Source organism: Candidatus Dedyshia acidiphila (assembly GCF_051025295.1).
In the GTDB taxonomy this organism is placed as follows: domain Bacteria; phylum Acidobacteriota; class Terriglobia; order Terriglobales; family Acidobacteriaceae; genus KBS-83.
Map to the genome: position 1 here is coordinate 1 of NZ_JBMGJV010000051.1, position 24,213 is coordinate 24,213.

A 24,213-nucleotide genomic window follows, 5' to 3' on the forward strand; every position below is an offset into this window, starting at 1 on the left:
GGGGGGGGACTTGAACCCCCACTCCACTTTCGCGGATGCGGATTTTAAGTCCGCTGCGTCTGCCGATTTCGCCACCCGGGCGCGGGGTCAGCCTCCATGCTAACCCTGCCTGACTTGCACAAACACGATCAGAGCTACTGCGGCGTGCTGCCGCTTGGCGGTGTTGCGCTCGTTGGGGGCGTGCCGGCCGGCGGTGGTGTCGATGGGGGTGGCGGCGGTGGCGGTGGTGGCAGCGCTTCGGACGGCGGTGTGTCTGAGGCTGAGATCATTTCAATGTCGAAGATCAGGTCGCTCTTCGGCGGAATCACTGGCGGACGGCCGCGCTCGCCGTACGCGAGCTGGTAGGGAATGAAGAGACGCCGCTTGCCGCCGGCGTGCATTCCGGTCAGGCCGTAGTCCCACCCGGGGATCACGCGGTGCATGCCTTGCGGGAAGGTGAATGGCTCGTTGCGGTCGAGCGAGGAGTCGAACTTCGTGCCATCGCTCGCCAGCCAGCCCGTGTAGTGCACCGTATAAAACTGTCCCGGCTGCGACTCCGGGCCGTCGCCCACCTTTATATCAACGTAGCGCAGCGCGAAGGCGCTCTCCACCTGCCCCGGTGCGGGCGGCAGGTTCGCCGGCACGGCGGGCGCGGGCTGGGCAGGAGGGCAGGGCGCCGCTGCCGGCTTGTGCGCGGCTGTAGTGGTGCGGCGACGCGTGGTGGTCTGCGTGTGGGTCGTTTGCGCCTTTGTGGCTTGGGCGTGCGCGGCTGGCGCGGCAAGGGTCACCGCGGCAAGTACGAATGTAGTCAACTGCAGGCTGTCGATCTTCAATCAGGTCTCCGCATTCGCGTGCTGCCGAAGTGGTAGATCGGCAGTGATGTTACCCAGTTCGTTTCGGGAAACTTCAGCTTTAGTGGTATGCCCAAAGGCACGTATTGGGATGGATACTCTGACTCACGTCAGTCAACAAGGAGCGCGCAATGGATAACGGTTCCACTATCTTCCAGCAGGCACGGCAGTTGGTACAAGAGGCAGATCGCAAGCTCGAAGAGCTGGAGCACCGGTTCAACGAGGCGTTTGAGTTCTCTCGCGAGGAGCGGGACGAACTGATGCCGCGTGCTTCGGACGAATATGCAAGCTGGACCATCGAGCTTGCCCCGAAGAGCCTGCGCGCTATCTTTCTTCTGACCCCGAAGACCGGCCGCGAATGGTCGCTCGAAGTCATGGACCCGGAGCATGGCATGCGCAGTCTTGGCCTGTTCCGCGGTGGAGACAATGGTGTGGGCGGCTCACGGCGTCTGCGCGCTGCTCGCGTGGTGAGCGCGATTGGCGGTTGGGTGGAGAAGACGCATAGCCCCTTGGCGCAGAGCGCGCCGCAGGCTGTGGCCACCTCGCGCAAGGACACGATGCGCGCCGAGGCAAAGCCGGTCGAAGTCAAGGCCGATCTACCCATGCGTGAGCCGATGCCGATGCCGGCAGCGCCGCGCTGGCTGGACATGCTGCCGGATGCGCAGGGCATGCCGCTGCCGGACTCAGTGGTCGCGAAGAAGAACCCGCAGGTCGGTTTCGGTCTGGGTCGCATCTTCGGTCGCGAGGGCATGGCCGAGCAGGCCTAGTTCGAGCACAACCAACGACGTTATCGAGGAGGGTGGGCGCCGACAGGCTCTCACCCTTTTTGCTGCTTACCGTGGAAGTAAGGGCAGCAGCCAGGCTCCGGTCTACCGATCCCCGGCACCCGCGAAAGTCTCGGAGGCGGGGAATTGCGTTCTGAAACGATGCGGGATGAGCATTCCTGGCGCGCACCTGGAGCCCAATCAGTTTCTTGGCTTTACTCCGGTGAGCTGCACTGCTTGCGGCTGCAGCGTTCCATCTCGTTCGCTCTCTTCCGTCCCGGAGAAGCGCGGGGGTACAATCAGCGCTTTCCGGGTTTCACTCACACCGCCGCTGTTCAGACCGGGTGAGCTTTGGGGGAGGACGCGATGCATCAGACACTACGAAACGCTGCGCTGGGTCTGTTGGGGACGGCATGTCTACTGGCCACGGCTGGTTGTGCGAAGCATAGCTATTCGGACCAGTACTACCTGGTCGCAACCAACATCAAGCTGCCGTACTGGCAGGCTGCCAACAACGGGATGATGAAGGCTGCCACCCAGTACGGCGTGAAGTACGAGATGCGCGGCACCGACAGTTTCGACCCGCAGGGTGAAGTTGCTGAGTTCCGCACCGTCGTCTCGCGCAAGCCCGCTGGCATTCTCGTTTCAGTCGCGGATCCGGCCTTAATGCAGGGGGAGATCGACAAGGCGATCGACGCGGGGATCCCGGTGCTCACGGTCGACTCGGACGCGCCGAACAGCCATCGGCTCTACTTCATCGGCACCAACAATCTGCAGGCGGGGCGGCTGGGCGGCCAGCGCGTCGCGCAGAAGCTGCACGGCAAAGGCAATGTCGTGTTCTTCTCCATGCCGGGACAGCCGAACCTTGATGAGCGCCTGAAGGGCTACAAGGACGCATTCTCGGCCACGCCGGGTATCAACATCGTCCAGGTTGTGAACATCAAGGGCGACTCCGGCACGGCCTTCGACAACACCCAGGCGCTGCTCGCGAAGACTGGCAAGGACAAGGTCGACGCCTTCGTGTGTCTCGAAGCCTCGGCAGGAAAAGATGTGGCGGAAGCGTTCAAGCGTGCGCATGCCACGGACCGAGAGCTGGTCGCGATGGACGTTGACGAGGCGACGCTGAACCTGGTCAAGGAAGGCGTGATCGATGCCACCATCGGCCAGAAGCCGTACACGATGGCGTATTTCGGGCTGAAGCAGATCGTCGAACTGCACGAGAACCCGCTGAAGCAGTTGGACAAGGACTACGAGACTGATTCCTTCTCCCCGGTGCCGGCGTTCGTCGATACGGGCACGACGCTGGTCGATAAGAACAATGTCGATGTGTTCCTGCGCGCTCGCCAGGAGGCGGCACAGTAGAGAATTGACAGCACGCAGCCACTACGGTGACACAAGGAGACCTGCCGTTCGCGGCAGGTCTCTGTTGTTTACGGAGCGGTTGCGGACAGCCCTGGTCCGGGTCTTCAGTCCGGCTCTTTCACCCAGAAGCCATCAGGTGCATCCGCCTCACTCTCCTTCTGCTTGCTCTGGACGCGGAGCGAATGGAAACCGGGGCGCACACCCGCCTTCTCGGGTGAGAAGGTGAGCGTCTGCTGATGCGCAAGATCGTCGGCGATGCGCGCAAAGATGTCGGCTGCGGTGTCCTTCTTGGTCATCTCGAACATGCGGCCGCCGGTCGGTACGGCGATGTCCGCCAGCACGCGCTTCTGATCGCCTTTCACCGGCTGGCGCTGCGGGTGATTGCTGCCGCCGCGGGGATTGCTCTGCGGATAATTGGGATCGTTGCGCGGGTCGTTCGGGTCGGGGTAGCCGCCCGGATAGCCGCCTCCACCGGGGTAGCCTCCGGGATAACCACCGCCACCCGGGTAGCCGCCGGGGTAGCCACCGCCCGGATAACCGCCCGGCCAGCCTGTCCCCGCGCGTCGCCGCTGCTGCGGCCCCGTGTCGTACTGCTGACCTTTGACGGCTTCGCCCTTCACGTACACGGTGTAGATCAGCGTGTTCGACTTCTGCGCGCTGTCGATCGCGGTGCGCAACGACTCCTTGCTGCCGCGGTCCTCGCCGTTTGAAAACAACACGAGCACCTTGCGCCCGCTCTGTTTGCTGGTGATTTCATCCGTCGCAAGAAAGAGTGCGTCATAGAGCAGCGACTGCGGCCCGTCTCCGCGCGCTTCCGTAGAGGCATCCATGGTCTGCGGTGCGGGCGAGTCGAGCAGGGAAGCGCCGTGCAGGAGTTTGTCCTGATCAGCCGAGAGGTCCTCGAGCAACTCCACCTCGCGGTCGAAGTGGACGACGAAGCCGCGCGCCTTGGGCGATCGCATCAGGGTGCGGATGAACTCCTGGCTGGCGGCCTTCACCTCGGGAGTCGTCCCGCGCTGGCCGCGGCTGGTGTCGACCAGGATGCCGAAGGTAAGCGGCTCGCCCGCGCTCGGACTGATTGAGAGGATTGGCTGCGCGGCGCCGTCCTCCGTAAGTGCCAGGTCATCCTTGCTCACGTTGGGCAGCGGCATGCCCTTCTTGTCCACGATCAGTACGGGAACGCTGACTTTGACGCCGCTCGATTTGGATGGCGGGGCCGCGGGCGTGTCAGCGCTTTGCGCGGCGACCAGCGGCGAAACCGTGAGAGCACAGACGAGCGCAAGCAAAGAGACGCCGCGCGGGGCGGAGAAATGGTGAGTCATACCTTCTCGATAGACGCGTCAGCGAAGACGTTGGCTGCAAGCGGTCAAGGCGCTTCAAACCGCGTATGCCGGATGCTATCCTGAGTGGGCGCTGGAGAGATGGCCGAGTGGCTGAAGGCGCACGCTTGGAAAGCGTGTTTACCGCAAGGTAACGTGGGTTCGAATCCCACTCTCTCCGCCATCTCCCTCCAATACATACCCTTCAACACATCTCCAGACCAGGTCTGATGCCGCCCAGCTGCTAGCGCCGGAAATCGGGCTCATGCGGCAGGAACACGCTGAACACGGTCCCGTGGTGCTTCGCATCCGTGCTGGAGCGCACATCTATCGTGCCACCATGGCGCGCCAGGATGCCGAAGCTGACCCACAGGCCCAGGCCGGTGCCTTTGTCACCCTTCGTGGTGAAGAAGGCTTCGAACAGGCGCTTCTGGTTCTCCGCTGTAATGCCCACGCCTGTATCGGCCACTGTGATCCGAACGCCCTCGACCGAGGGCCGGCTCCACTTGCGTGATTCGCGAAGCCGGATGCTCAGCGTCCCGCCGGTCTGGCCCATGGCTTCGATCGCGTTTGCGATCAGGTTCGAGAAGACCTGGCGGATCTGACTGGTGTAGGTGAGGACCGGCTGCACGGCTGCGAAGCGACGGCGAATGATGATGTGGCTGTCGATCTTCTGCACGAACATGCTGAGCAGCCCATCGAGCAACTCGGGCACGTCGGTTCGGCTTGGCGTGTTGGACTCGCGATAGAAGCTAAGCGTCTGCTTTGCGATGTGCGAGATACGCGCGAGCTCCGTCTCCGCCATGCCGGCGTATCTCATCAGCTCGTCATCGAGCCGGCCGCTCTTGCGCAGCAGATAGAGCAGGTTGGTCACGCTCTCGAGCGGGTTGTTGATCTCATGCGCGATGACGCCGGCCATTCGGCCGAGTTCCGCCAGCTTTTCATTCAGGCGCAGCGCTTCGGTGACGCGCACGCGCTCTTCTTCCATCGCACGGAGCGCCTGGCGCTCGCTTTGCCGCTGCAGAGTGCGACGGACGGAGGCGGCAAGCGTGGCGTAGCGCCGTGGTCGCTTCGGCACATAGTCGTCGAGGCCCCGCTGCAGACCCTCCACTGCGACCTCTTCGTCGCCGCTCCCGGTGAACATGATGACCGGACAGTCAGGGTGCTTTGCCTTGATCGCGTCGAAGACGGCGAGGCCATTGCTCCAGTGCAGTTGGTAATCGGTGATGACGAGATCGAAGTCGAGATGGCGGAGCGCGTCTTCGAACTCAGCGGACGTGGTCACCTCGGCGACGGTGAAACTGCCCAGGTTCTGGCCGAGTTCGCGATTGGCCAGCGCTCGGTCGGCGGGACTGTCGTCGATCAGGAGAATGCGAATGGGGGAGGTCATGGTCAAGGGAGAAGGTCCTGCAGTTCCGGCCCGGAGTTGAGAGTCAGCCAATAGCTGTCCAGGCTCTGGACGATATCCATCAGAATTTCCGGGTTACCCGGCTTCACGAGATATGAGTTAGCGCCTAAATCGTAAGCGCGATTGATGTCTTCGTTATGCGCGGATGAAGTGAGCACGACCACGGGAATGCGCCGGATCTGTCCCGGGTGATTGCGAATCCAGGCGAGCACCTCAAAGCCGGAGCGTCGCGGCAGTTTCAGGTCGAGCAGGATCAGGACCGGTAGCGGGTACTCCACGCGGTCGTTGAACTCGCGACTGCCGTTGAGATAGTCCACGGCAGCATCGCCGTGGTCGACGCGCTCCACGGGATTGGAAATCTTCGCCTTGCGGAACGCGCGGATGATCAACATGGAATCGGCGTTATCGTCTTCGACCAGCAGAATGGGATCAGCCATCAATTCTCCGCACGAGATGAGGTTCGAAGCCTGGCAGGCGGTTCGGCACGCGGCAGTTCCAGCCAGAAGCGACTGCCTGCACCTAACTCCGACTCCACACCAGCCGCGCCCTGCATGCGCTCCGCCGCGCGGCGCACGATCGCGAGTCCGATGCCGGTGCCCGGGTAGATCTCCTGCCCGTGCAGTCGCTCGAACACACGGAAGATGCCCTCTTGGTGCTCCGGGGCGATACCAATGCCGTTGTCTTCCACCCAGAGTCGGATGCACCTTCCGCGAGGCTCTGCCCATACTCGGATGCGAGAAGCGACATCCGGGCGAACGAACTTGCATGCGTTTGAAAGCAGATTTGCGATCGACTGTTCCAGTGTCGGAGCATGCGCGAGCACCGTGAACTCGGGTCCTACTTCGATCAGTGGCGTACAGGCCATCGGGCCAAGCTGGCTGCGTGCGTCCAGAGCTGCGCGTTCGAGGGAGATTGGTCGTGGCTCGAACGACACGCGACTCAACCGGCTGTACGCGAGCAGGTCGTCAATAAGTTGCGTCATGCGTGCGCCCCCTTGCTCGACCTGCGCGAGATAGGAGCGTGCCGTCTCGTCTAACTGGCTGCCGTAATCTTCGAGCAGTGCGTCGGCGAACCCCTGAATCGCGCGTAACGGCGCACGCAGATCGTGAGACACCGAGTAGCTGAAGGCCTGCAGGTCGTCGTTGGCTTCCTGCAACTCGCGGGTTCGTTCGCGGACGCGCGTCTCGAGCTCCGCATTCAACTGCTGGACCGCAGCCTCCGTGCGCTTGCGCTCAGTGATGTCGCGACCGATCTTCGAGACGCCGATGATTCGGCCGACATTGTCGAATACCGGCGAGATGGTCAGCGACATATCCACGCGAGTGCCATCCTTGCGGACGCGCACCGTCTCAAGCTGCTCGATGCGTTCACCCTGTCGCAGACGTTCGAGGATGCGATCCTCCTGCTTGTGCAACTCCGGGGGCACGATGATGTAGATCGGTTTACCGATCGCCTCCGCTTCGGCCCATCCGTAGATCCGTTCCGCAGCCTGGTTCCACGCGCAAATGGTGCCGTCCAGGCTCTTCAGCACGATGGCATCGCTCGACGACTGCACGATGGCGCCGAGTCGTGCCTGCAGCTCCTCGCTGTGTCGGCGCGTGCTGATGTCATTCACCAGAGCCACGACCCCCCGCACCTGCCCGTCCGGGGCAAGGTCGGGCTGATAGTTGACCTCGACCGTGCGCTCGACTCCGTCCGCGTAGGTGCCCGTTGCTTCTGAAGAGACGCTCTCCCCCTTGCACGCCCGTTTGAAAAAGGGCGCCACCGCGGACCAGTATGCGACGCCGACACGCTGGGTTAGCACATGGGCGATCTGCCGGCCGATGATGTCCTCCGGGTCGATCTTCATCCAGCGGCGGTAAACCTCGTTTGCGCGAACAAATCGCCCATCCGTGCCGATGTAGGACAGCAGAGCAGGGATGCGGTCTGACAATGTGCGCAGCTCAGCCGCGCTCAGCCGCTCCTGCTCTTCACTGCTGCGAAGCGACCTCTCCACGCGCTCACGACGCAGCAGATCGGAGGACAGCGCGACATAGATGACCCCGAGCAGCACGCAAGCACCGATCAGCGAAAGCGAGAACGCGAGCACGGCTACACGGCGGCTGCGCGCGGAATCACGTGTGCGCTCGGCCATGTGGCGCGATTCGACCAGCTCGGTAGCGTGGACGCTCGCCCGCAGAATGTCCATCTCTCGTTGCCCCTGGCCAGTAAGGACCAGGGCGAGTGCGGCATCTCGTCCTTTGCTGCGGTAAAGCGCGATCGACTGGTCAAGCTCGGCCAGCTTGGCTTCGGTGGCGCGCTCCGCCGCCTGTGCGCTGGCCGGCATGGGGCCATCGGCAGCGAGAGCGCGTCTCAGGCGTTCAACGGCTGGACCGATATGCTGCTTTCCAGCAATGTACGGTTGCAGATACTCATCGCGACCGGTGAGCAGGTATCCCCGCTGGCCGGTCTCGGCATCGCGCACGGTCGCGAGCAACTCTTCAAGCGAGCGTGTGACATCCTCTGAGCGCTGTGTCGCCTGCTCGTTTGCGGCAAGTCGTTCCAGTGCGCGATAGCCCAGCAGTCCGCATAGCATCAGCAGCAGTACACCGGATAGGGTGAGTACCCCGAGCAGTCGCCGGCCAGAGCCGGATGCGCGATGCAGCGTGGCCTCGACTGTGGGATGGATCGTCTGCACTGTCACGGGCCCCTGGCTCACACATGGTGAAGATCAACGCGTGCACTGGATGCGGACTGCCCTGCTGTAACCAGCACAACAACTCTGCTGTGTTTGATGTCGGTTGCACGATCTGGCTGCCCTCGGCCAACCTCTCCTATCAGCGCGTTGGTCTAAAGGGATAGGAGGTGACTACCTCTAGAGGTGAGTATGGGTCTGCTGACTCCGAACGATATTCAGAATTTCCAGTCGCTTTACACTCTGCAGCTGCGCTACCTGCTCTCTGCGGAGAACCAGATTGTCAAAGGTCTGCAGAGCATGATCGATCACTCGAGCGATCCCCAACTCAAGCAGGCTTTCCAAACCCATCTGCGCGAAACCGAGAACCAGGCGACTCGCCTTGAGCAGTTGATTGGCGAGGTGAACCAGGGTGACGTGGATGACAAGAAGGACGCCTGCGTGCTGGCGATGATTGGCGCGGGGGAAAACATCGTCAAGGAATCGAACGAAGGGCCGGTGCGCGACGCGGGCCTGATCGCTTCCGCACAGAAGATTGAACACTATGAGATCGCGTCGTACGGGTCTGCCCGGGACTGGGCCAAGATGCTCGGACTCGAGCGTCATGCGCAGGTTCTGCAGCAGACGCTGGATGAAGAGAAGCATGCTAACGAAGTGCTGACCTCCATCTCGGAACGTGCAAACTCCGAGGCGGCGCGGGCAGCTTAGCAACGGGGTTCGTACCAGAAGGGAAGAGGCCGTCCCGAATGGGACGGCCTCTTTCATGTTCCGTATTCAGTGACTAAGCGACTGCGGAATATTCGGTCTCCACCGTCAGCCACTCCGGATCGAGAATGGCTTCCTCACCAGCCGCGTAGATCCAGACTCCATCCTGCTCTGCGAATCCATTGTCTGCGAAGGTATCGCGGCACGGCTGGTTGTAGGGTGTCTCGACATAGCGGCCGATCACTTGCTTTTCACGATCGGAGCTGGCCGCCATCCGCTTCAGGTGGTTCAGCAGGGCCGTCTCGACGCCGTAGCCAAACACACGGCAACTCAGGACGAAGGACTCCAGATCGAACGAATCCGACTGCTCGCGCACGACCGCGACCGAAACAGTTCCCATGCTGCCGAAGCGATCGCGTGCTTCCACCACGAAGATGGTGTGCCGCGGGCTCTCATACCAGGACGTCACCTCGGCGAGCGTTGTCCGTGTGTTGCACATGTTGAACTGGTTGGTGCGATTGATCAGTTCCGTCACGCGCTTCAGTTCCTTGCGATCCGCCGTGCGGACGAAGACACGGAACTCGAGCCGGCGGAAGAGTTCGCGTTGCTCGGCTGCTGCTGCGGCTGGATCCTCAAGGAACTGCTGCCGCTCAGAGCGCTGCTTGTACGCGAGCGTGCGGTCCATGTCGTCCTGCTCGGGCAACAGGTCTGCGGCCAAAGCAAGGCGACGCCAGACCAGGGGTGATTCGGCATCGAGCGCAAGCACTTCGGGCATCGACTCAGTCACCATCGCACGCTCATCCGCACGATCGTCCAGGAACAGGAAGTCCTTCGTCTTCAGGTTGAGTTCCTGTCCAATGCGACGCATGTTCTGCAGCTTTGGCGTCCAGTTGATCTGGCAGGAGACGAAGTCCTCGAACTGCAGCAAGGCGCCGTCAAAGTGAACGTTGCGCGGGTCGTTCTTGGAGTTGATGGCGAGCAACAACCCCTTCTCCCGCAGCCGCTTCAGGATCTGCTGGCGATCGCGATAGTGAACCACCGCGCCTTCGCCGATCACGCCCTTCCACAACGTGTTGTCCAGATCGCAGACCACGACTTTCTTCTTGCTCAGCAGCATTGCGGCCAGGATCACGTCCAGGTACAAACGCGAGATCACGCGCCCGAACTCAGCCGGGTGCTGCTGGTCGACTCGGTACAGCATGCGGGAGAGATGATCTTCCGGATGCTGTTGCAGGAGTGCGGCTTCGTCCTGCAAGAAGAAGTGCGGATAGGTCTCACGATTGAGCGCGGCGAGCGCGCCTGGCAGCCAGGAATTGATCTGCCTGCGTGCGATGGCCCGGGTGCGCTTGGTCAGATTGTTCTTGAGCTGTTCGAGCCATGTGCCGTCATGCCGGCGAATCCCCGAACTGTTGTGCACAAAAACTGGCGCATCGAACAGACTGCCAAGTAGACGCAGCGCTGCCATCGTGTCTGCCTGGGCCTGCTCCACGATTGTGCGAATGCCGTCAGCGCTCAGCGCAGCCGTGCGCAGAAAGCCCAGCTGCTTGTAGTCGGGATGGAACTCGTACGTGAACGGGCTGAAGAAGATCAGGTCGAAGGTCTGCCCGGCGAGCGTGCGCAGTTGGCGCTGCAACTCGGGACTGTTCTTCGAGGTGGCGAAGCACGTCTCCAGCCGGAAGCCCTGCTCGAGCAGCGGCGCGGCTAAAAAGGAGAGAACATCCAGGTGCAGGCAGTCCCCGATAAACAGCACGCGCACCTGCCGCTTCGCAACGCCGGTGACAACGAGGTCTACCTGATCGAGAAATGTTGTGACCTCGACGAGCGCCTCCGGTGCCAGCAGAGGGGCGAGATAGCCCGTCAATGCGTCACGATCGCTTGCGAGGATACGACGTCGCCGCTCGATTGCCTGGTCCGGGGTGTCGGCCGAGTCGTAGCACTGCTTCAGCTTCTCGCCTACGTACAGATCGCGGAACGTCTCGTCGTTCCGTTCGAAGTACAGTGTCAGGTAATCGATGAAGACAACGAGGTCCGTTGCCACAAAAGCAGAGCGGACCGCGGGATCGGCCGAATCAGCCTCCGGGAATTTGCTCCACCCTGCAAGCGACGGCAGGAGGTGGACAGCCAGCGGTGTTCGATGGTCCTTGAGTGTCCGGACCAATGAGGGAGAAGAACTCGGCATGACTACTTAGAAGCGTACACGCTCGATGAGGTCGCGAGGCAAACGGCGATGTGCCTGTTAAATGTCAGTACCAGGCAACGACGTTACCGGGAGAACAACAAAAGAATGGCTCGTGCAGGCAACCCGGCAGCATCCTTCGTTTCATTATGGGACGAACTCCGCAAGCTGCTGTCGCTTGCTGTTCCTGTTGTGCTCTCGGAGCTGGGCTGGATTGCGATGGGACTTGTTGACACCATCATGGTCGGTCGGCTCGGTCCACAGGCCATCGGTGCCGTCGGCATTGCGAGCGCCGCCTACTACACGCCATCGCTGTTTGGCATCGGGCTGCTGCTCGGCCTCGACACACTGGTCGCGCAGGCGTGGGGACGTCAGGAGTATGAAGAGTGCCACGGGTGGCTCTCGCAAGGTGTGTATGTGGCACTGCTCTACACCCCGTTCGCGATGATCGCCGTCTGGCTGGTGCCGCTGCTGTTTGCGCGGATCGGCATCAATCCTGCTGTCGCGGGTGCCGCTGGCTCGTATTTGTGGCTGCTCAATCTGGGAACGCTGCCGCTACTGATCTACGCTGCGTTCCGCCGCTACCTGCAGGGTGTCGGCCAAGTGCGCCCGGTCACCTTTACGCTCATCTCTGCCAACCTCATCAACTGGGGAGGGAACTGGGCGCTCATTTACGGTCACCTCGGGCTGCCGGCGATGGGGCTGCGCGGCTCCGCTCTTTCCACCTGCCTAGCGCGCGTGTACATGGCCGCGGTACTGATCTATTTTGCATGGCGACATGAGCAGCGACGCGGTCACCCACTGTTCGCACACTGGCCGGGGGTAAAGACGAGACTGATTCAGCAGTTGATCCTGCTGGGCGCGCCCGCAGCCTTTCAGATCGTGCTCGAGGTCGGCGCGTTCGGCGTGGCGACGATGTTTGCCGGCAGACTGTCCGCAGATGCGCTCGCAGCCCACCAGATCGTGCTGAACTGCGCGAGCATCACCTTCATGGTGCCGCTGGGCGTGTCCGCCGCGGCTGCCATCGCTGTGGGCCACGCAATCGGGGCCGATGACCGGATGCGTGCGCGGCGCGCGGGCTGGCTTGCGCTGGCGCTCGGCGTGGCATTCATGTCGCTGGCGGCCGTGGCCTTCATCGGCGTGCCTGGTCCGCTGCTTCGTGTGTACACGCAGGACAAACAGGTCCAGCGACTGGGGGCGCGCCTGCTGATGCTGGCGGCCGGGTTCCAGATCTTTGATGGCATCCAGTCGGTGGCGACCGGCGCACTCCGCGGCCTGGGTGAGACGCGCCAGCCCATGCTCATCAACTTGGCAGGCTACTGGTTCTTCGGCTTGCCGCTCGGCTACCTGTTGTGTTTCCAGGCCGGCCAGGGTGTGTTCGGTATCTGGGTCGGGCTGACCATCTCGTTGATCGTGATTGCGGTGTATCTGCTTTGGTACTGGTCGCGTGCATCAGGCAGGCTGGTCGCGCATGCAGAGCCGGTTGCGCAGAGCAGTTAAGGCGTTGGCGGCTTCGGCTGATCGTTCTGTTTTACGTCGCCCTTTGATCGGTCAGGAACCGGCCGCTCATGCGTCCAGTTGAACCGCCGGCCAACGATAGCCTTCACGATCAGGTGATCCGTGCCGCTGGTCGCGCCCATACCTACACCGAAGTTGAACTCCCATTTCGGCGATACATTCAGGTCGGTGGCGACGAAGAACTGCTGCTGCTGGTTGCGCAATGCATCGAAGCCGGCCAGGTCGCCATAAGACGCGTAGTACTCAAAGCCTGCGTTCACCTTGCGAGTGAAATCGTAACCGACCTTGACGTTGGGCGAGAAGCTGAGCCCCTTGTGGACACTCGGGCCATGCCAGGAGCGGTCGAGCGCGGGATTGAACGCGAGATACCATCGGCCGGCCTGCTTATCGACGATCGGGCGAATCTCCCAGGTCCACGTATCGGGCGAGAAGCGTGCGCGCTGGTAGCCGACCTCGTTCGACAGGCTGACGCCGACTGGCCAGTGCCAGCGCTCCGGCACGCGCACTCGCGGACGAATGTGATCGCCCACCCATTGCCAGCCCTGGTCCGGCGCAATGCTGGTGAAGATGTAAAAGCCAACCTCGGACCAGTCGTTCAGGCCTTGCGTGATCTCGATCGTCTCGTGCTCGGCATGATCCGTGGGGTACGTGCCGTCCGGCAGATAGGTTTGTCCCGGCGCGGCCTTTGCGCCGTTCACTGTGAAGTTGCTGTGCAGCTCGAGCATCGTGGTGCGCGGCGCCACCGTGTCGGCACCGTAGACCTGGATCTCGTAATTGTCCTGTGCGTGAGAAGGCAGGCCCGCAAAGAGCAGTACGGCAAGTGCAGCAAAGGCAATCGAGATCAGGCGGATTGTGGCACCCATCCATTCCGGTGTCAGGAGCAGATCTGAGGCTCCCGCGTTTTCCAAGTGTTTCATTGGACGGGACGGAGTGGAAAAGGACGCAAAGCTCAGAAGATCCGCCCATGCGACGGTGCCGTACAGGGCGAGCCGGCTCGAGAGCGAATGGATCACCCGAGACGAGGATCGGCCGCCATTGACGGGATCGGCAAAGGCCTTACGTCCGATAACAGGTATTCTGTACGCTTCGAGCGCGCCGCTCGAGTGCGCATGATGGCTGCCCTTTGCGCGTCACCCAACTCCAGCGTTCCCAGCAAATGCATTCTCTGCTCGGGCCCTGCTGAAGTACGACGTCGGACGGATGCGGAAGCGAGAGTTCTCAGCGCTACTCACCCAGACTTGCCTGGCTGAGACTAGAAGGATCCATGGAGTTGCGCGGCCTGCGCTGCACCGATTCGTCCTCTTCGCCGGCCAGGCGCGTTTGCCGCGGCGGTCTCGAATGCACGGGCTGCCGCTGAGAAATTGTGCTGCTCGAGCAGGAGCTCTCCGAGTTGTTCCCGAGCTGGGAGGATCGGCCCAGGGGTTAATGGCAGCTTCTCAATTGCGTCTTCGTCGTGAGCGGCCCCGCTCAGGAGTTCGATTGCAGATTGAGTGCGAAGCAAAGACTGCGCTGACCAAGCTTCCACTTCGCGTCTCATGATGTCGACCTGGGTTGCCCAATACTGATTTCCGGCTTGTCGAAGCTGGGCTGCAATCTGACCGAGTGTCGCAGATTCTTTTTCACTGTCTTTTGCATGGCCGTTCCGCGCGAGGCCCAGCCCACGCGCCCATACGGCGATAGCCACAACAGGCAATGGGGCGTCCACCGGATTCGAGATTCCCTCTGCGTCCTTCCACTCGTCACGCTCGACGATGTAGCGGACAGGGATTGCGGTTGCAGCGTAACCGGTTTTGAATTCGTGCATGTTCAGGTTCTGCATGGCCTTCAGTTGCTGGACCAGGTCAGCCGCATCCTGCTGACGATCGCTTTGCAGGTCTGCATACACCAGGTAGTCCATGGCGTGCAGTTCTTCTCCTGCATCACCCTGCTGATGCGCTGCGCTCCGTGCGGCAAGATTGGACTGGATGGAGTCGTTCCACAGACCGAGCCGCGTGAAAATATGCGAGGGCATATGAAGCGCATGTGGCGCCGAGGGAGCGACGTCTGCGTAAACTCTCGCGGCCGCGAGCCCTCTCTGGGCCATCTCCTGGTTGTCGCAGGCATGGATGAGGTAATGAGCAATCCCCGGGTGATCTGGATAGGTACGGAAGAGAGGTTCGAGCAGATTGGCTGCGTCTTTTTGCCGTTGATGCTCGCGGTCATTGGGAGACGCATTGGATAGCAGCGCGAGCGCGTAGAAGACCTCTATCTCAACGTCTTTCGGATAGGTTGTCGCAAGCTGATGCATGGCAGCCTCATACTTGAGCGCGCGTTCGCTATAGGAAACAGTAGCGGCATCCTGGAACACCAACCCGATCGCACGCAGCAGTCCGCGCTCTCGTTCGGAGGCTTGATCGAGACCTCCGACCTGACGAAGCTCCCGCTGGGCGGCAGCGAAATCTGCAGGAGCCGGCGGCAGATCCCATAGCTGGTGAAAGTGCGTCATCGCACTGCCCCAGTGGGCCATTGCGCAACTCGGATCTTGCTCCGCTACGAGATGGAATGCCTCTTCCGCCGGATGGTAGGCGAAGGAATGCAGCAGGGCGACTGCACGATTGAAATCCCGTTGCACTTCGGGTTTGCACGAGGTCGGGAATGACACCGCACCGAGCTTCTCGGGTACGGGATGCTCATGACCCTGCTGCTGCAGCATAACGATTGAAATTGCGAACATGAGCAAAAGACGGGTCACGCAGACCTCCTGAATCACATCCGGTGTCGATTCCCTTCAGGCCCGGCCGCGAGTCACGCCCCGTTCGCTAGCGATGCTATGGACACATCGGCTTCATATGCAGTTCGATGGCGGCTCTTATATCGCCTCGCTCTTTGCCTCGACGGGATGACCGAGTCTCTGTTACTTCCCGACCCGCTCCCGCCATTTCTTCGTGAGCGCCGGATCGCTGTATGCCTTGATATACAGGCCGCCGACGACCGATCGCGCCTGGAAGCTCTCCTTGCCGCCGGTCTTGGTGTCGTACCAGTCAGGGAGTGGCGCGCGCGCCTGGGTCTCGTTCACCCACAGCACCAGCGGCTTCAGGAAGGCCGCAAACTGCTCCGGCTTGTCTGCGAGCGTGGCTGTCCAGAGCTCCCAGTCGAGCTTCGTGTAGTCCTTGCGACTGTCGAGCGGCAGCCCGTAGCGGTTCATGTGCTCGAGGTAGAACCGGATCTCTGTCTCGTGCACCTCGGCGGGAAACAGATTCAGTCCCAGCAGCTTGTCCCAGACCAGGTTGTACTTCTGGCTCCAGGTGCCCGGCTTGTCGAAGGCCAGCTTGTAATGGTCGCCGTCCTTGGCCATGTCGACCCATTTCGCTGACATGGTGTGCGCCGCCTGTTGATACTCGCGCGCGACATCCGGCTTCCCCATCGCCTCGGCCAGCGTGGCGTAGGCGCCAAGCGCGTCGATTGCCTTGATGGAGAGATTGGCATTGTGCGCGAGATGGCCGGCAAAGTCGTCCGTGCTCAACTGCCGCTCCGGATCGAGGCCCTTGGTCCGCACGTAGTCTGCCCACTGCGTCAGCTTGGGCCAATACTTCTGCGCGAAGTGGTGGTCGCCTTCGGCCTTGTCGAGCGCCGCCGCCAGGATCAGCAGGTTGCCGCTCTCCTCGACTGGCATCTGGTCCTCTTCGGTGCGTTCGCCGCCGCCGTACTCCTGGCCATTCGCCAGCGGATAACGGCCGAGGTCATGCGGCGCAAACGGAAAATGCCAGCGCGATGACATCGCATAATCCATGACCGGCACCATCTGCGCTTCGAGCAGGTGCGGGTTGAAGAAGAGGAAGAACGGCGCCGACGGATAGAGCACATCCACCGTACCGATATCGCCGTTTGAGAAGTTCTCCTTCGCGAACAGGTAGGGCGTGCCGTCCCAGTCGGCTACCAGCTTGTGCGCAGCCAGTGTCTGCCGGTACGCCAGGATCGCGAGCGTGGCGTAGTCCTCGTTGCCAGCATGCACCAGGTCGGCGTGCAGATCGCGGTCATACTGCTCACCGCGCTGCTCGAGTGCGCTGTACTCGTGCTCAGCGGTCTCCAGCATGTCGGACACGGGCAGGTTGTTGCGCTGCCAGTATGGCCGGAGCTGCCGCTTCATCAGTTCGATCGCATAGCCCTCGGTGTAGCTGAGCAGGACATGGCGCTCGACCGGCGTGCGCTCCACCTTGCCGAGAGGAAACAGCACCACGGCATGCGCTGCGCCATCGCGAGGCGTCTCCGGCATGCCCGCATCGTCATCGACGGGAACCGTGCCGTGCTGCAGGAATTGGTCGATGGCCAGGGGTGCCAGGACGGTCTGCGCATTCTCCTGCCGGGGCACGCAGAGCCGGAAATAGCCCCAGTCGATGCGGAGATCGTCGCCCGAGCGGTTGAGGACGCGCTGATCGCGCGAGCCGAGGTGCAGCTCATCAAGCGACGCCGTCCGCAGGCGACCCCAGGTGGCGGCCTCATTGTCCTGGTCCAGCGCAAGCATCGCGCTGGCGTCGAGCAGAAGCGCCACATCGTGCGCACCGCCATCCGTACTCGCGACCTTCCACGAAAGATAGGTGACCGGGCGCGACAGCAGGTCGAGATCCTGCGGAAATGCCGGGGTGAAGAACGTCAGGGTAAGGTCGATTCCCTCTCCAGAAAATTTGTAAATCGTATGTGTCGCGGTCACAGTGACAGAGGTCTGCGGAAGTGCCGGCGTGTCCGTGCGATCGGTGCCCATGTAGCGGAACGGCTTGCCGTCGATGCGCAACAGCCCGCTCAGCGGCTGCGGTTTGCCGGTCCAATGGCGGGTCGGTCCATCGGTCAGCTTGTCGTTCATGGACCAGAGGCTGAAGTAGGGATCGTGCGTGACCAGAGGAACCGCGGGCGGGCGCACCTGGGCGATGGCGCAGGCAGCCCCTACGATGGCAAACACAACCCAGACAAAGAACGTGTGCGCTGCCCTGCTGCGGAAGCTGCTGCCCTGCTGGTCTCTGCTGATGATCGCCACGTATCACTCCCGAGTGGATGGTCTGCCGGCGAAGCCATCGTATCGTAATGCAAGCGGTTGCAGTGGAGGCGGCGTGCTAACCTGCCCCCATGCAGGTGGCAGTTTCGACCACGCGGCCATTCCACGCCGCGATGCTGGCGAATTCACTGGTCAAACACGGTTCTGGTGTCCGTATCTACAGCTCCGCGCCGCGCCGTTATTTCGCGCGGCTGGATGCTCAGGTCGCGATGACCCTGGTCCCCTCGGCCCTGCAGAGCGCGATCCACTTCCTGCACGTCCCTGCTTCGAATCGCGTCCTCAACTACGATTCCTGGCTCTACGACTACTCTGTGGCCGCTTTGCTTCGCCCGGGCGATCTGTTCATTGGCTGGGCCAGCGCTTCGCTTGCGTCCGCGCGCGCCGCCCGTCATCGTGGGGCACGTTTCGTGCTCGACCGCGCCTGCCCACATGTCGATTTTCAGCAGCAGATCGTGATCGAAGAATCGGCCAGGCTTGGCGTACCGCACACTCGCCAAGCGGCCTGGTTCCGCGACCGGCAACTCGCCGAGTACGAGCTTGCGGATCGCATTCTTGCGCCTTCTGAATACACCCGAGCCACGTTTCCGGACTCGTTGCGTGACAAGGTGATCAAAGCCCCGCTGTTTGGCCGCTGCCGCTTTCCCGAGCACACCCATCCCGAGCGCCACGCGGAGTTCACGGTCGGTGTCGTGGGGGGCGACCCGGTGCGCAAGGGCTATCTTTATCTGCTTCAGGCGTGGGAGCAATTGAAACTGCCCAATGCGCGCCTGCTGATCCGGACCGACGCAGACCTCGCGCAGTTCCCTGCGCTCAAAGACCTGCTCAGCCGTCTCGACAATGTCGAGGTCGTGCGCTACGTGCCGGATATGACGGAGTTCTACCAGCGTTGCGACGTGTTCGTCCTGCCCTCGGTCGATGACGGCTTTGGCATGGCGCTGTTCGAAGCAATGGCGAACGGCGTGCCCGCGATCGCGACCACGCACTGTGGCTCTTCCGAGTTGCTGACGCCGGGTCACGACGGCATGGTCGTGCCGCCCTTCCGGGCAGAGGCGCTGGCCGATGCGATGAAGACCCTCTTTGAAGACGAGGAGTTGCGCCGCACGATGGCCGCTGCGGGCCGCGAGACGGCGCGAGCGCTGGGCGCGAACGAAAGCTCCCGGCTGTACGACGCCGCGATTGCCGAGCTGCTTCGCGAGCTGCCATCGAACGGGCTGCGTTCCGCCGCCCCTGCCTCCGCATGAGCGAGGGTGCCCGGCACCGATACTTTCTCTCCTGGCCGGATATTGGCTCTCCCCCAAGGGAACTCCGCGGTCCCGGCGATGAACAGACGGGCGTGGCAGATGTGCGGTACCCGCTCGCCATCCTCGCCAAGCTCGATCCCATGCTCGACGGACCACAGCGTCACTTCTATCTGACGAAGGATCCAGTCAATCTGCCGGAGTATGGACCGCATGTGATCGCGGTTCTCCTGCAGGAGGAGCGCGCAAAGACACCGGCGTATGCACTTGAGGTGGGCGCAGTGATTCGCAACCTCTCGGACTGTCCCTACCTCGGATTTCGTGCGCGCCCGACATCGCCGAAGCTGGCGGGTGCGCTGCTCTTCGAATACGCGCGTGACTGGGCTCTGCGAGCGCGTTCCCTCAGCCGCGTGCGCCGCACCAGCCCTGTCGTGGATCGGCCGCGTATTGTGCGCATCCCGCTCGGCTACCAGAGCCAGCAGGAGCTGCCGCAGCGGCCCATGGCCGAGCGAACGCTCGACACCTTCTTTGCCGGAGACATCGCCACCCCCTTCCTACGCGGCGACTATCGCGCGTGGATTCCGCCCTCGAAGACGCTGGCGCGACGCGAACTCTGGCGTGCGCTCGCCGATCTGAGGAAGAACAGCGAATGGCGCATCGAACTCGATGACGTTCGCCCCGACAAGGCACAAGCCGCCGCGAGCTACACGAGCTACTCCGAGCGCATGATGAACTCGCGCATCTGTGTTGCGCCGCGCGGCAGCAACTGGGAGACGTACCGCTTCTACGAGGGGCTGCGTGCGGGGTGCCTGGTGGTGACGAACCCCGTTGCGCCGGAACCCTTCCTGCGCGACGCGCCCGTGATCATCGTCGATAGCTGGCGGGAACTGCCCAGACTGCTTCGGCGGTACGCGCGGGATGTGAACACGCTCGAGCAGTACCGTGAAGCCGCAGTGCACTGGTGGCGCGAGCGGTTGAGCGAGCCTGTCATCGCGCGGCAACTGGCGCAGGCACTCAACGAGCGCTAAGTGCGGCGCCCCGCGAATGCCGGGAACCGCCCGGCGACACGCTGCCACAGCACCGACCGCACTTCGTCCACGTGGAAGAGCTGGTACGAGAGCAGCAGGCTGACAACCACGCTGAGAATCGAGCAGCCTAGCTGGACTGGAACACTCCACTGCGCCACGTGAAACACCGGCCACGCGATCGCCGCACCGCCCACCACGAGCAATCCGAGCAGCAGGAAGACGGGACGCCGATCGATGCCCGCTGGCTCCGTCGCGTTTGACGGCTGCCCTGCTTCGTCGCGGAACAGCACTGCATTCAGATGCAGCAGATAGAAGAGCTGCGCCAGTTCCGAGAGAGCCCATGGCGCAAGAAACCCGATCAGACCGAAAGACCGCATCAACGGGATCGAAACCAGCAGCGTCAGGCCGTAGGCCACCGGCGTCATCAGCGAGACTTCGCGCACCCGATTGCTAGAAAACTGGAACTGGTACTTATGCTCCTTGATCCCGAGAATCGCGATGGTAATGCCGAGCAGCAGGCACACGCCAGGGTCGTAAAGCTGGCTGCGGTGCAGCCAGACATGCAGGAGAAAGGGTGTCGCCAGCATCGAGCCAAAGGTGATCGCAGGCAGCAGGAACAGGATCATGCGCTCGCTCAGGTCGTAGAGACGGCGCAGCTTCGCCCAGTCACGCTGGCCGATGGTGATTGTCACCTCAGGGCCGATGGAGCTGGTAAGCAGGAACAGTATGCGGCGGCTCATAGAGTAGATCGTGCGCGTGATGGAGTAGACCACGACCGGGGCCGGTCCAAGCACACGCTGCATCAGCAGCACGGGCACCTGGTAGGCCAGGATGTTCGAGGAGAGCAGCAGTCCGTAATGCATGCTCGGCTTCAGGATCGCTTTCAGCGATCCCGGCACCCAGTAGCGGAGCGTCGGCGCGATCTGCGGGGCCAGCCGGCGCACATCAATCACCAGAAAAAGACAGCTGGCGAGTGTGACGACGAGTTGCGCAACAGCGAGCGTCACGAAGCTGGTGCGTGCCCAGACCAGCCCCGCCTGCACGATCAGGATCACGATCGCGACTGCATTGTTGACGTTGATGCCACGATGCGCCGCGCCGAACACCATGTAGTTGCCGCTGAAGAAGCCCTGCAGCATGGTCGCCAGCACCTGCACGCCGAGCAGGTAGAGGACCCACTGTGCCTCGCCGCGCCCAACCGTCAAGTGCAGCAGCCGGTCCACCGGCAGCGCGAAGACGATCAGCAGCAGGACCGAGAACCCCGCGAACAGACTCAGCAGAATCCGCAGCCCAGCCGACTCCACCTCGAGGCACTGCTGCACCTCGCCACGGTTGTAGTGGATGGTCATCTGCATGTTCGTGTAGGTCTGCAGGCCGTAGTTGACCGTCGCGAGATAGCCGATGGCCGCGCTCAGCGCGATCCACTCGCCGTAGAGCGAGACGCCGTAACGGCGCAGAAAGAGTGGCGGCAGAATGAACTGATTGAGGACAGAGACGAGCTGGGTCAGGTTCTGCGCAGCAAACAGCTTGGAGATGCGACCGAGGCTCATCGTTCTCACAAGCCTACGCGAGCCGACGCAGATCGCGGGTGCGAGAGCAGCGTCGCCTTGGCGGCGGGACTACATCTTGTAACGGCCGAGGTCCTCGTCGTTCAGCCCTTCGAGCCAGCGGCGCAGCTCTTCAGGGGAGGTGTCGGTTGCGCCCGGGGCAAGCTTCGCGATGCGCAGCACCTCTTCGCTCACATAGATCGGGCAGTCGCAGCGCAGTGCCAGCGCGATCGCGTCGGAGGGGCGCGCGTCGATTGTGACCGGCTCACCCTGCTGCCGCATCCAGACCACGGCGTAGAAGGTGTCGTTGCGCAGCTCGGACACGACCACGCGCTCGACCGTGGCATTGAGCCCATTGACCACGTTGCGCAGCAGGTCGTGCGTCATCGGTCGCGCCGTCGTGCTCTTTTCAATCTCAAGCGCAATTGCGTTCGCCTCGTACAGGCCAACCCAGATGGGCAGAACAGTGTCGCTCTGCAGATCCTTGAGGATCACGATGGGAGCGTGCGTGCTCGGATCCATCACTAGACCCCGGATCTTCATCTCCACATCCATCGCCCTACCCTCCTCTGCTGGATTAGACGTGCGCGGGTTCGCCTGCGTGCGTAGCCCAGTTGCGTGTTGCCGTCGCGTTCGGCACCGCTCGGCCTACCAAACTGTTGGGGAAGCTCTGCGTGATCTCGACATCCACGTAGCTGCCGGGCGCAGGCAGGATGGGACCATCGCTAACGAAATTTAAGGGAATGTTCTCGGTTGTGCGTCCCTGCACCTGGCCACGCTGCGCATTGTGCCCTTCAACTGCCGCTTCTACAACGTCGCCTATCCTATTGGCGTAGTTGACCCTCTGCCACTCGCGCTGCCGGTCGAGTAGCGCCTGCAGCCGCTTGCCCTTCTCCTCGTCGGGGATGGCATCGATCATCACGAGCGCCGGGGTGTTCGGCCGCGGCGAGTATTTGAATGCGAACACCGCGTCGAACTGCACGGCTTCGAGCAGGCTCAGCGTCTCCTCGAACTCAGCGACGGTCTCGCCTGGGAACCCGACGATGATGTCCGTCGTCATGCTGATACGCCGGTTCCGCGCGCTGCGAACCCAAGCAACCCGTTCCAGGTACTGCTCACGCGTGTACTCGCGCTGCATGCGTTTCAGTGTGGTGGTCGAGCCGCTCTGCACGGGCAGATGGACGTGGTTGCAGAGCGTCGGCGTGGCATCGATTACGTCCACTATGTCCTGCGTAAAATCGCGCGGATGCGAGGTGGTGAAGCGGACTCGGCGAATGCCGGAGATCTCGCCGACGGCCGCCAGCAGTTCGGCGAAGCTGCGCTTCCCTTCCGGATCGCGATAGCTGTTGACGTTCTGCCCCAGCAGTTGAACCTCGCTGTACCCGCTGTCGGCCATGCGCCGCGCTTCCGCGAGGACAGAGGCGAAGGTGCGGCTGCGCTCCTTGCCGCGCGTGTAGGGCACCACGCAGTAGGCGCAGAACTTGTCGCAGCCTTCGATGATAGTGATGTAGCCGCGATACGGGTTGGTGCGCGCAGTGAATTCGGTCTCGAACGTCTCTTCGGTCTGCCGGTCGTCGAGACCTGCAATGCGCTGCTCTCCGGCCTCGAGCCGGGCAAGCATCTCCGGCAATTTCCGGTACGAAGCCGAGCCGGACACGAGTGAGACGTACGGAGCGCGCTCGAAGATGGCGTGCCCTTCTTGCTGCGCAACACAGCCCAGCACACCGAAGCGCTTGCCTTGCTTCAACAGCTTCTTCGTATCGTTCAGGCGATTGAAGACCTTCTGCTCGGCCTTATCGCGGATAGAGCAGGTGTTGTAGAGGATGAGGTCGGCGGCTTCCTCGGTCTGCACCTGCGAGTAGCCCTGCTGCTGAAGTGTGCCGATGACCTTTTCCGAGTCATGGACGTTCATCTGGCAACCGAAGGTCTCGAGATAGAACGTCTTGGCTACCGCCGCAGTCTTTGCTACCGCCATAGATGAGTGCGAGTATAGCGCAGCGGCACGCTCCTCCGTGCGCTCCCGGACATCTCCGCATGCGTGAACAGAGCCCCAGCAACGAGAGCGAAAACCCGGCGAGTGTGCTGCGCCACGATCTGGCTGGAAGCCCGCTGAATCGCTGCTTCGGCTGCGGAGATGCGAACGAGTGCGGACTGCAGTTGCATTTCTATGTGGAGGATGAGACGCGCGTCCTCTGCCGTTTCACTTTGCCCGAACGCTTCCAGGGCCCACCGGGGCACGCACACGGCGGCATCATCGCGACGCTGCTCGATGAAGCGATGAGCAAGGCGAATCGTCTGCGTGGCCTGGTCGCGATGACGCGCCACATGGCGGTGGATTACCGCAAGCCGGTGCCCCTCGGCGCGGAATTGCTGGTCGAGGGCTGGTCCGAGCGCGACACCACGAGCGACAGTGGGCGCAAACATCGCTGCACGGCAGAGTTGCGCGATGCGAGCGGCACTGTGATGGCGCACGCCACCGGCATCTTCATCGAGGTGCCACCTGAAGTGCTGCAGCGCTACGCGGCGCAGGCTGGCTAGCCGAGGACGTCTACCCCGGACGTCGATGCCCCTGTAGATCACACGCGATATTTGAGCTAACGCGCATCACATCATTGGTC

General features: G+C 62.4%; 19 protein-coding genes and 1 tRNA gene. 8 read left to right on the forward strand and 12 right to left on the reverse strand.

Annotated elements, in window-relative coordinates:
• Window positions 1-134: 134 nt before the first annotated feature.
• Entirely contained in the window at window positions 135-812 is a 678-nt protein-coding gene (locus tag AC5IJH_RS16385; protein ID WP_491903904.1) for an FKBP-type peptidyl-prolyl cis-trans isomerase, read from the reverse strand.
• A gap of 149 nt (window positions 813-961) precedes the next feature.
• Between AC5IJH_RS16385 and AC5IJH_RS16390 the strand changes: the two genes are divergently transcribed.
• Complete coding sequence (locus AC5IJH_RS16390; RefSeq protein ID WP_491903905.1) at window positions 962-1,597, forward strand: hypothetical protein; 636 nt, start codon at window positions 962-964, stop codon at window positions 1,595-1,597.
• A gap of 363 nt (window positions 1,598-1,960) precedes the next feature.
• On the forward strand, window positions 1,961-2,956 hold the full coding sequence (locus AC5IJH_RS16395; RefSeq protein ID WP_491903906.1) for a substrate-binding domain-containing protein: 996 nt from the start codon (window positions 1,961-1,963) through the stop codon (window positions 2,954-2,956).
• A 104-nt stretch (window positions 2,957-3,060) separates the two neighbouring features.
• Here AC5IJH_RS16395 and AC5IJH_RS16400 read toward each other — a convergent pair whose 3' ends face one another.
• The gene (locus AC5IJH_RS16400; protein ID WP_491903907.1) at window positions 3,061-4,278 is read right to left on the reverse strand and encodes a VWA domain-containing protein; all 1,218 of its coding nucleotides are present in this window, start codon (window positions 4,276-4,278) and stop codon (window positions 3,061-3,063) included.
• Between the two features lie 93 nt (window positions 4,279-4,371).
• Here AC5IJH_RS16400 and AC5IJH_RS16405 point away from each other — a divergent pair.
• Window positions 4,372-4,459: transfer RNA gene (locus tag AC5IJH_RS16405), tRNA-Ser, on the forward strand.
• Window positions 4,460-4,519: 60 nt separating this feature from the next.
• Here the strand turns inward: AC5IJH_RS16405 and AC5IJH_RS16410 are convergent.
• The 3 genes from AC5IJH_RS16410 to AC5IJH_RS16420 are packed head-to-tail and all read right to left on the reverse strand — an operon-like array spanning window position 4,520 to window position 8,366.
• Window positions 4,520-5,665: a sensor histidine kinase gene (locus AC5IJH_RS16410; protein ID WP_491903908.1), complete on the reverse strand. Its 1,146-nt coding sequence runs from the start codon at window positions 5,663-5,665 to the stop codon at window positions 4,520-4,522.
• Between the two features lie 2 nt (window positions 5,666-5,667).
• On the reverse strand, window positions 5,668-6,120 hold the full coding sequence (locus AC5IJH_RS16415; protein WP_491903909.1) for a response regulator: 453 nt from the start codon (window positions 6,118-6,120) through the stop codon (window positions 5,668-5,670).
• Window positions 6,120-8,366: a sensor histidine kinase gene (locus AC5IJH_RS16420; RefSeq protein ID WP_491903910.1), complete on the reverse strand. Its 2,247-nt coding sequence runs from the start codon at window positions 8,364-8,366 to the stop codon at window positions 6,120-6,122. The genes AC5IJH_RS16415 and AC5IJH_RS16420 overlap by 1 nt, the downstream gene beginning before the upstream one ends.
• Window positions 8,367-8,549: 183 nt before the next feature.
• Between AC5IJH_RS16420 and AC5IJH_RS16425 the strand changes: the two genes are divergently transcribed.
• Window positions 8,550-9,065, forward strand: coding sequence for a YciE/YciF ferroxidase family protein (locus AC5IJH_RS16425; RefSeq protein WP_491903911.1), 516 nt, complete (start codon window positions 8,550-8,552; stop codon window positions 9,063-9,065).
• A gap of 73 nt (window positions 9,066-9,138) precedes the next feature.
• Here AC5IJH_RS16425 and AC5IJH_RS16430 read toward each other — a convergent pair whose 3' ends face one another.
• Window positions 9,139-11,100 (reverse strand): HAD-IIIC family phosphatase, encoded by a 1,962-nt coding sequence (locus AC5IJH_RS16430; RefSeq protein ID WP_491903912.1) that lies wholly within the window; start codon window positions 11,098-11,100, stop codon window positions 9,139-9,141.
• Window positions 11,101-11,346: 246 nt separating this feature from the next.
• Here AC5IJH_RS16430 and AC5IJH_RS16435 point away from each other — a divergent pair, with 246 nt between their 5' ends.
• Window positions 11,347-12,738 carry an MATE family efflux transporter gene (locus tag AC5IJH_RS16435; protein ID WP_491903913.1) on the forward strand — a complete coding sequence of 464 codons (1,392 nt, stop codon included), beginning with the start codon at window positions 11,347-11,349 and terminating at the stop codon, window positions 12,736-12,738.
• On the opposite strand, the gene AC5IJH_RS16440 is transcribed toward AC5IJH_RS16435, so the two are convergent.
• The 3 genes from AC5IJH_RS16440 to AC5IJH_RS16450 all read right to left on the reverse strand — a co-directional run bounded on the left by AC5IJH_RS16440 (window position 12,735) and on the right by AC5IJH_RS16450 (window position 17,689).
• A complete protein-coding gene (locus AC5IJH_RS16440) occupies window positions 12,735-13,619 on the reverse strand; it encodes a hypothetical protein (protein ID WP_491903914.1) in 885 nt (294 codons plus the stop codon). The two genes, AC5IJH_RS16435 and AC5IJH_RS16440, sit on opposite strands and share 4 nt — an antisense overlap.
• Window positions 13,620-14,008: 389 nt before the next feature.
• Window positions 14,009-15,505, reverse strand: a complete 1,497-nt coding sequence (locus AC5IJH_RS16445; protein ID WP_491903915.1) for a tetratricopeptide repeat protein — start codon at window positions 15,503-15,505, stop codon at window positions 14,009-14,011.
• A 144-nt stretch (window positions 15,506-15,649) separates the two neighbouring features.
• Window positions 15,650-17,689, reverse strand: coding sequence for a glutaminase family protein (locus AC5IJH_RS16450; RefSeq protein WP_491903922.1), 2,040 nt, complete (start codon window positions 17,687-17,689; stop codon window positions 15,650-15,652).
• Window positions 17,690-17,853: 164 nt separating this feature from the next.
• On the opposite strand from AC5IJH_RS16450, the gene AC5IJH_RS16455 reads away from it, so the two are divergent.
• Together AC5IJH_RS16455 and AC5IJH_RS16460 are read left to right on the forward strand one after the other, a co-directional pair.
• On the forward strand, window positions 17,854-19,023 hold the full coding sequence (locus AC5IJH_RS16455) for a glycosyltransferase family 4 protein (protein ID WP_491903916.1): 1,170 nt from the start codon (window positions 17,854-17,856) through the stop codon (window positions 19,021-19,023).
• Between the two features lie 92 nt (window positions 19,024-19,115).
• Window positions 19,116-20,048 (forward strand): hypothetical protein, encoded by a 933-nt coding sequence (locus tag AC5IJH_RS16460; RefSeq protein ID WP_491903917.1) that lies wholly within the window; start codon window positions 19,116-19,118, stop codon window positions 20,046-20,048.
• On the opposite strand, the gene AC5IJH_RS16465 is transcribed toward AC5IJH_RS16460, so the two are convergent.
• The 3 genes from AC5IJH_RS16465 to miaB form a co-directional block, all read right to left on the reverse strand.
• Entirely contained in the window at window positions 20,045-21,598 is a 1,554-nt protein-coding gene (locus AC5IJH_RS16465) for a lipopolysaccharide biosynthesis protein (RefSeq protein WP_491903918.1), read from the reverse strand. The two genes, AC5IJH_RS16460 and AC5IJH_RS16465, sit on opposite strands and share 4 nt — an antisense overlap.
• 69 nt (window positions 21,599-21,667) lie before the next feature.
• Window positions 21,668-22,150: a bifunctional nuclease family protein gene (locus tag AC5IJH_RS16470; protein WP_491903919.1), complete on the reverse strand. Its 483-nt coding sequence runs from the start codon at window positions 22,148-22,150 to the stop codon at window positions 21,668-21,670.
• Between the two features lie 22 nt (window positions 22,151-22,172).
• The gene (miaB, locus tag AC5IJH_RS16475; RefSeq protein ID WP_491903920.1) at window positions 22,173-23,570 is read right to left on the reverse strand and encodes a tRNA (N6-isopentenyl adenosine(37)-C2)-methylthiotransferase MiaB; all 1,398 of its coding nucleotides are present in this window, start codon (window positions 23,568-23,570) and stop codon (window positions 22,173-22,175) included.
• A 59-nt stretch (window positions 23,571-23,629) separates the two neighbouring features.
• Here miaB and AC5IJH_RS16480 point away from each other — a divergent pair, with 59 nt between their 5' ends.
• Complete coding sequence (locus AC5IJH_RS16480; protein ID WP_491903921.1) at window positions 23,630-24,133, forward strand: PaaI family thioesterase; 504 nt, start codon at window positions 23,630-23,632, stop codon at window positions 24,131-24,133.
• The last annotated feature ends 80 nt before the right edge of the window (window positions 24,134-24,213 follow it).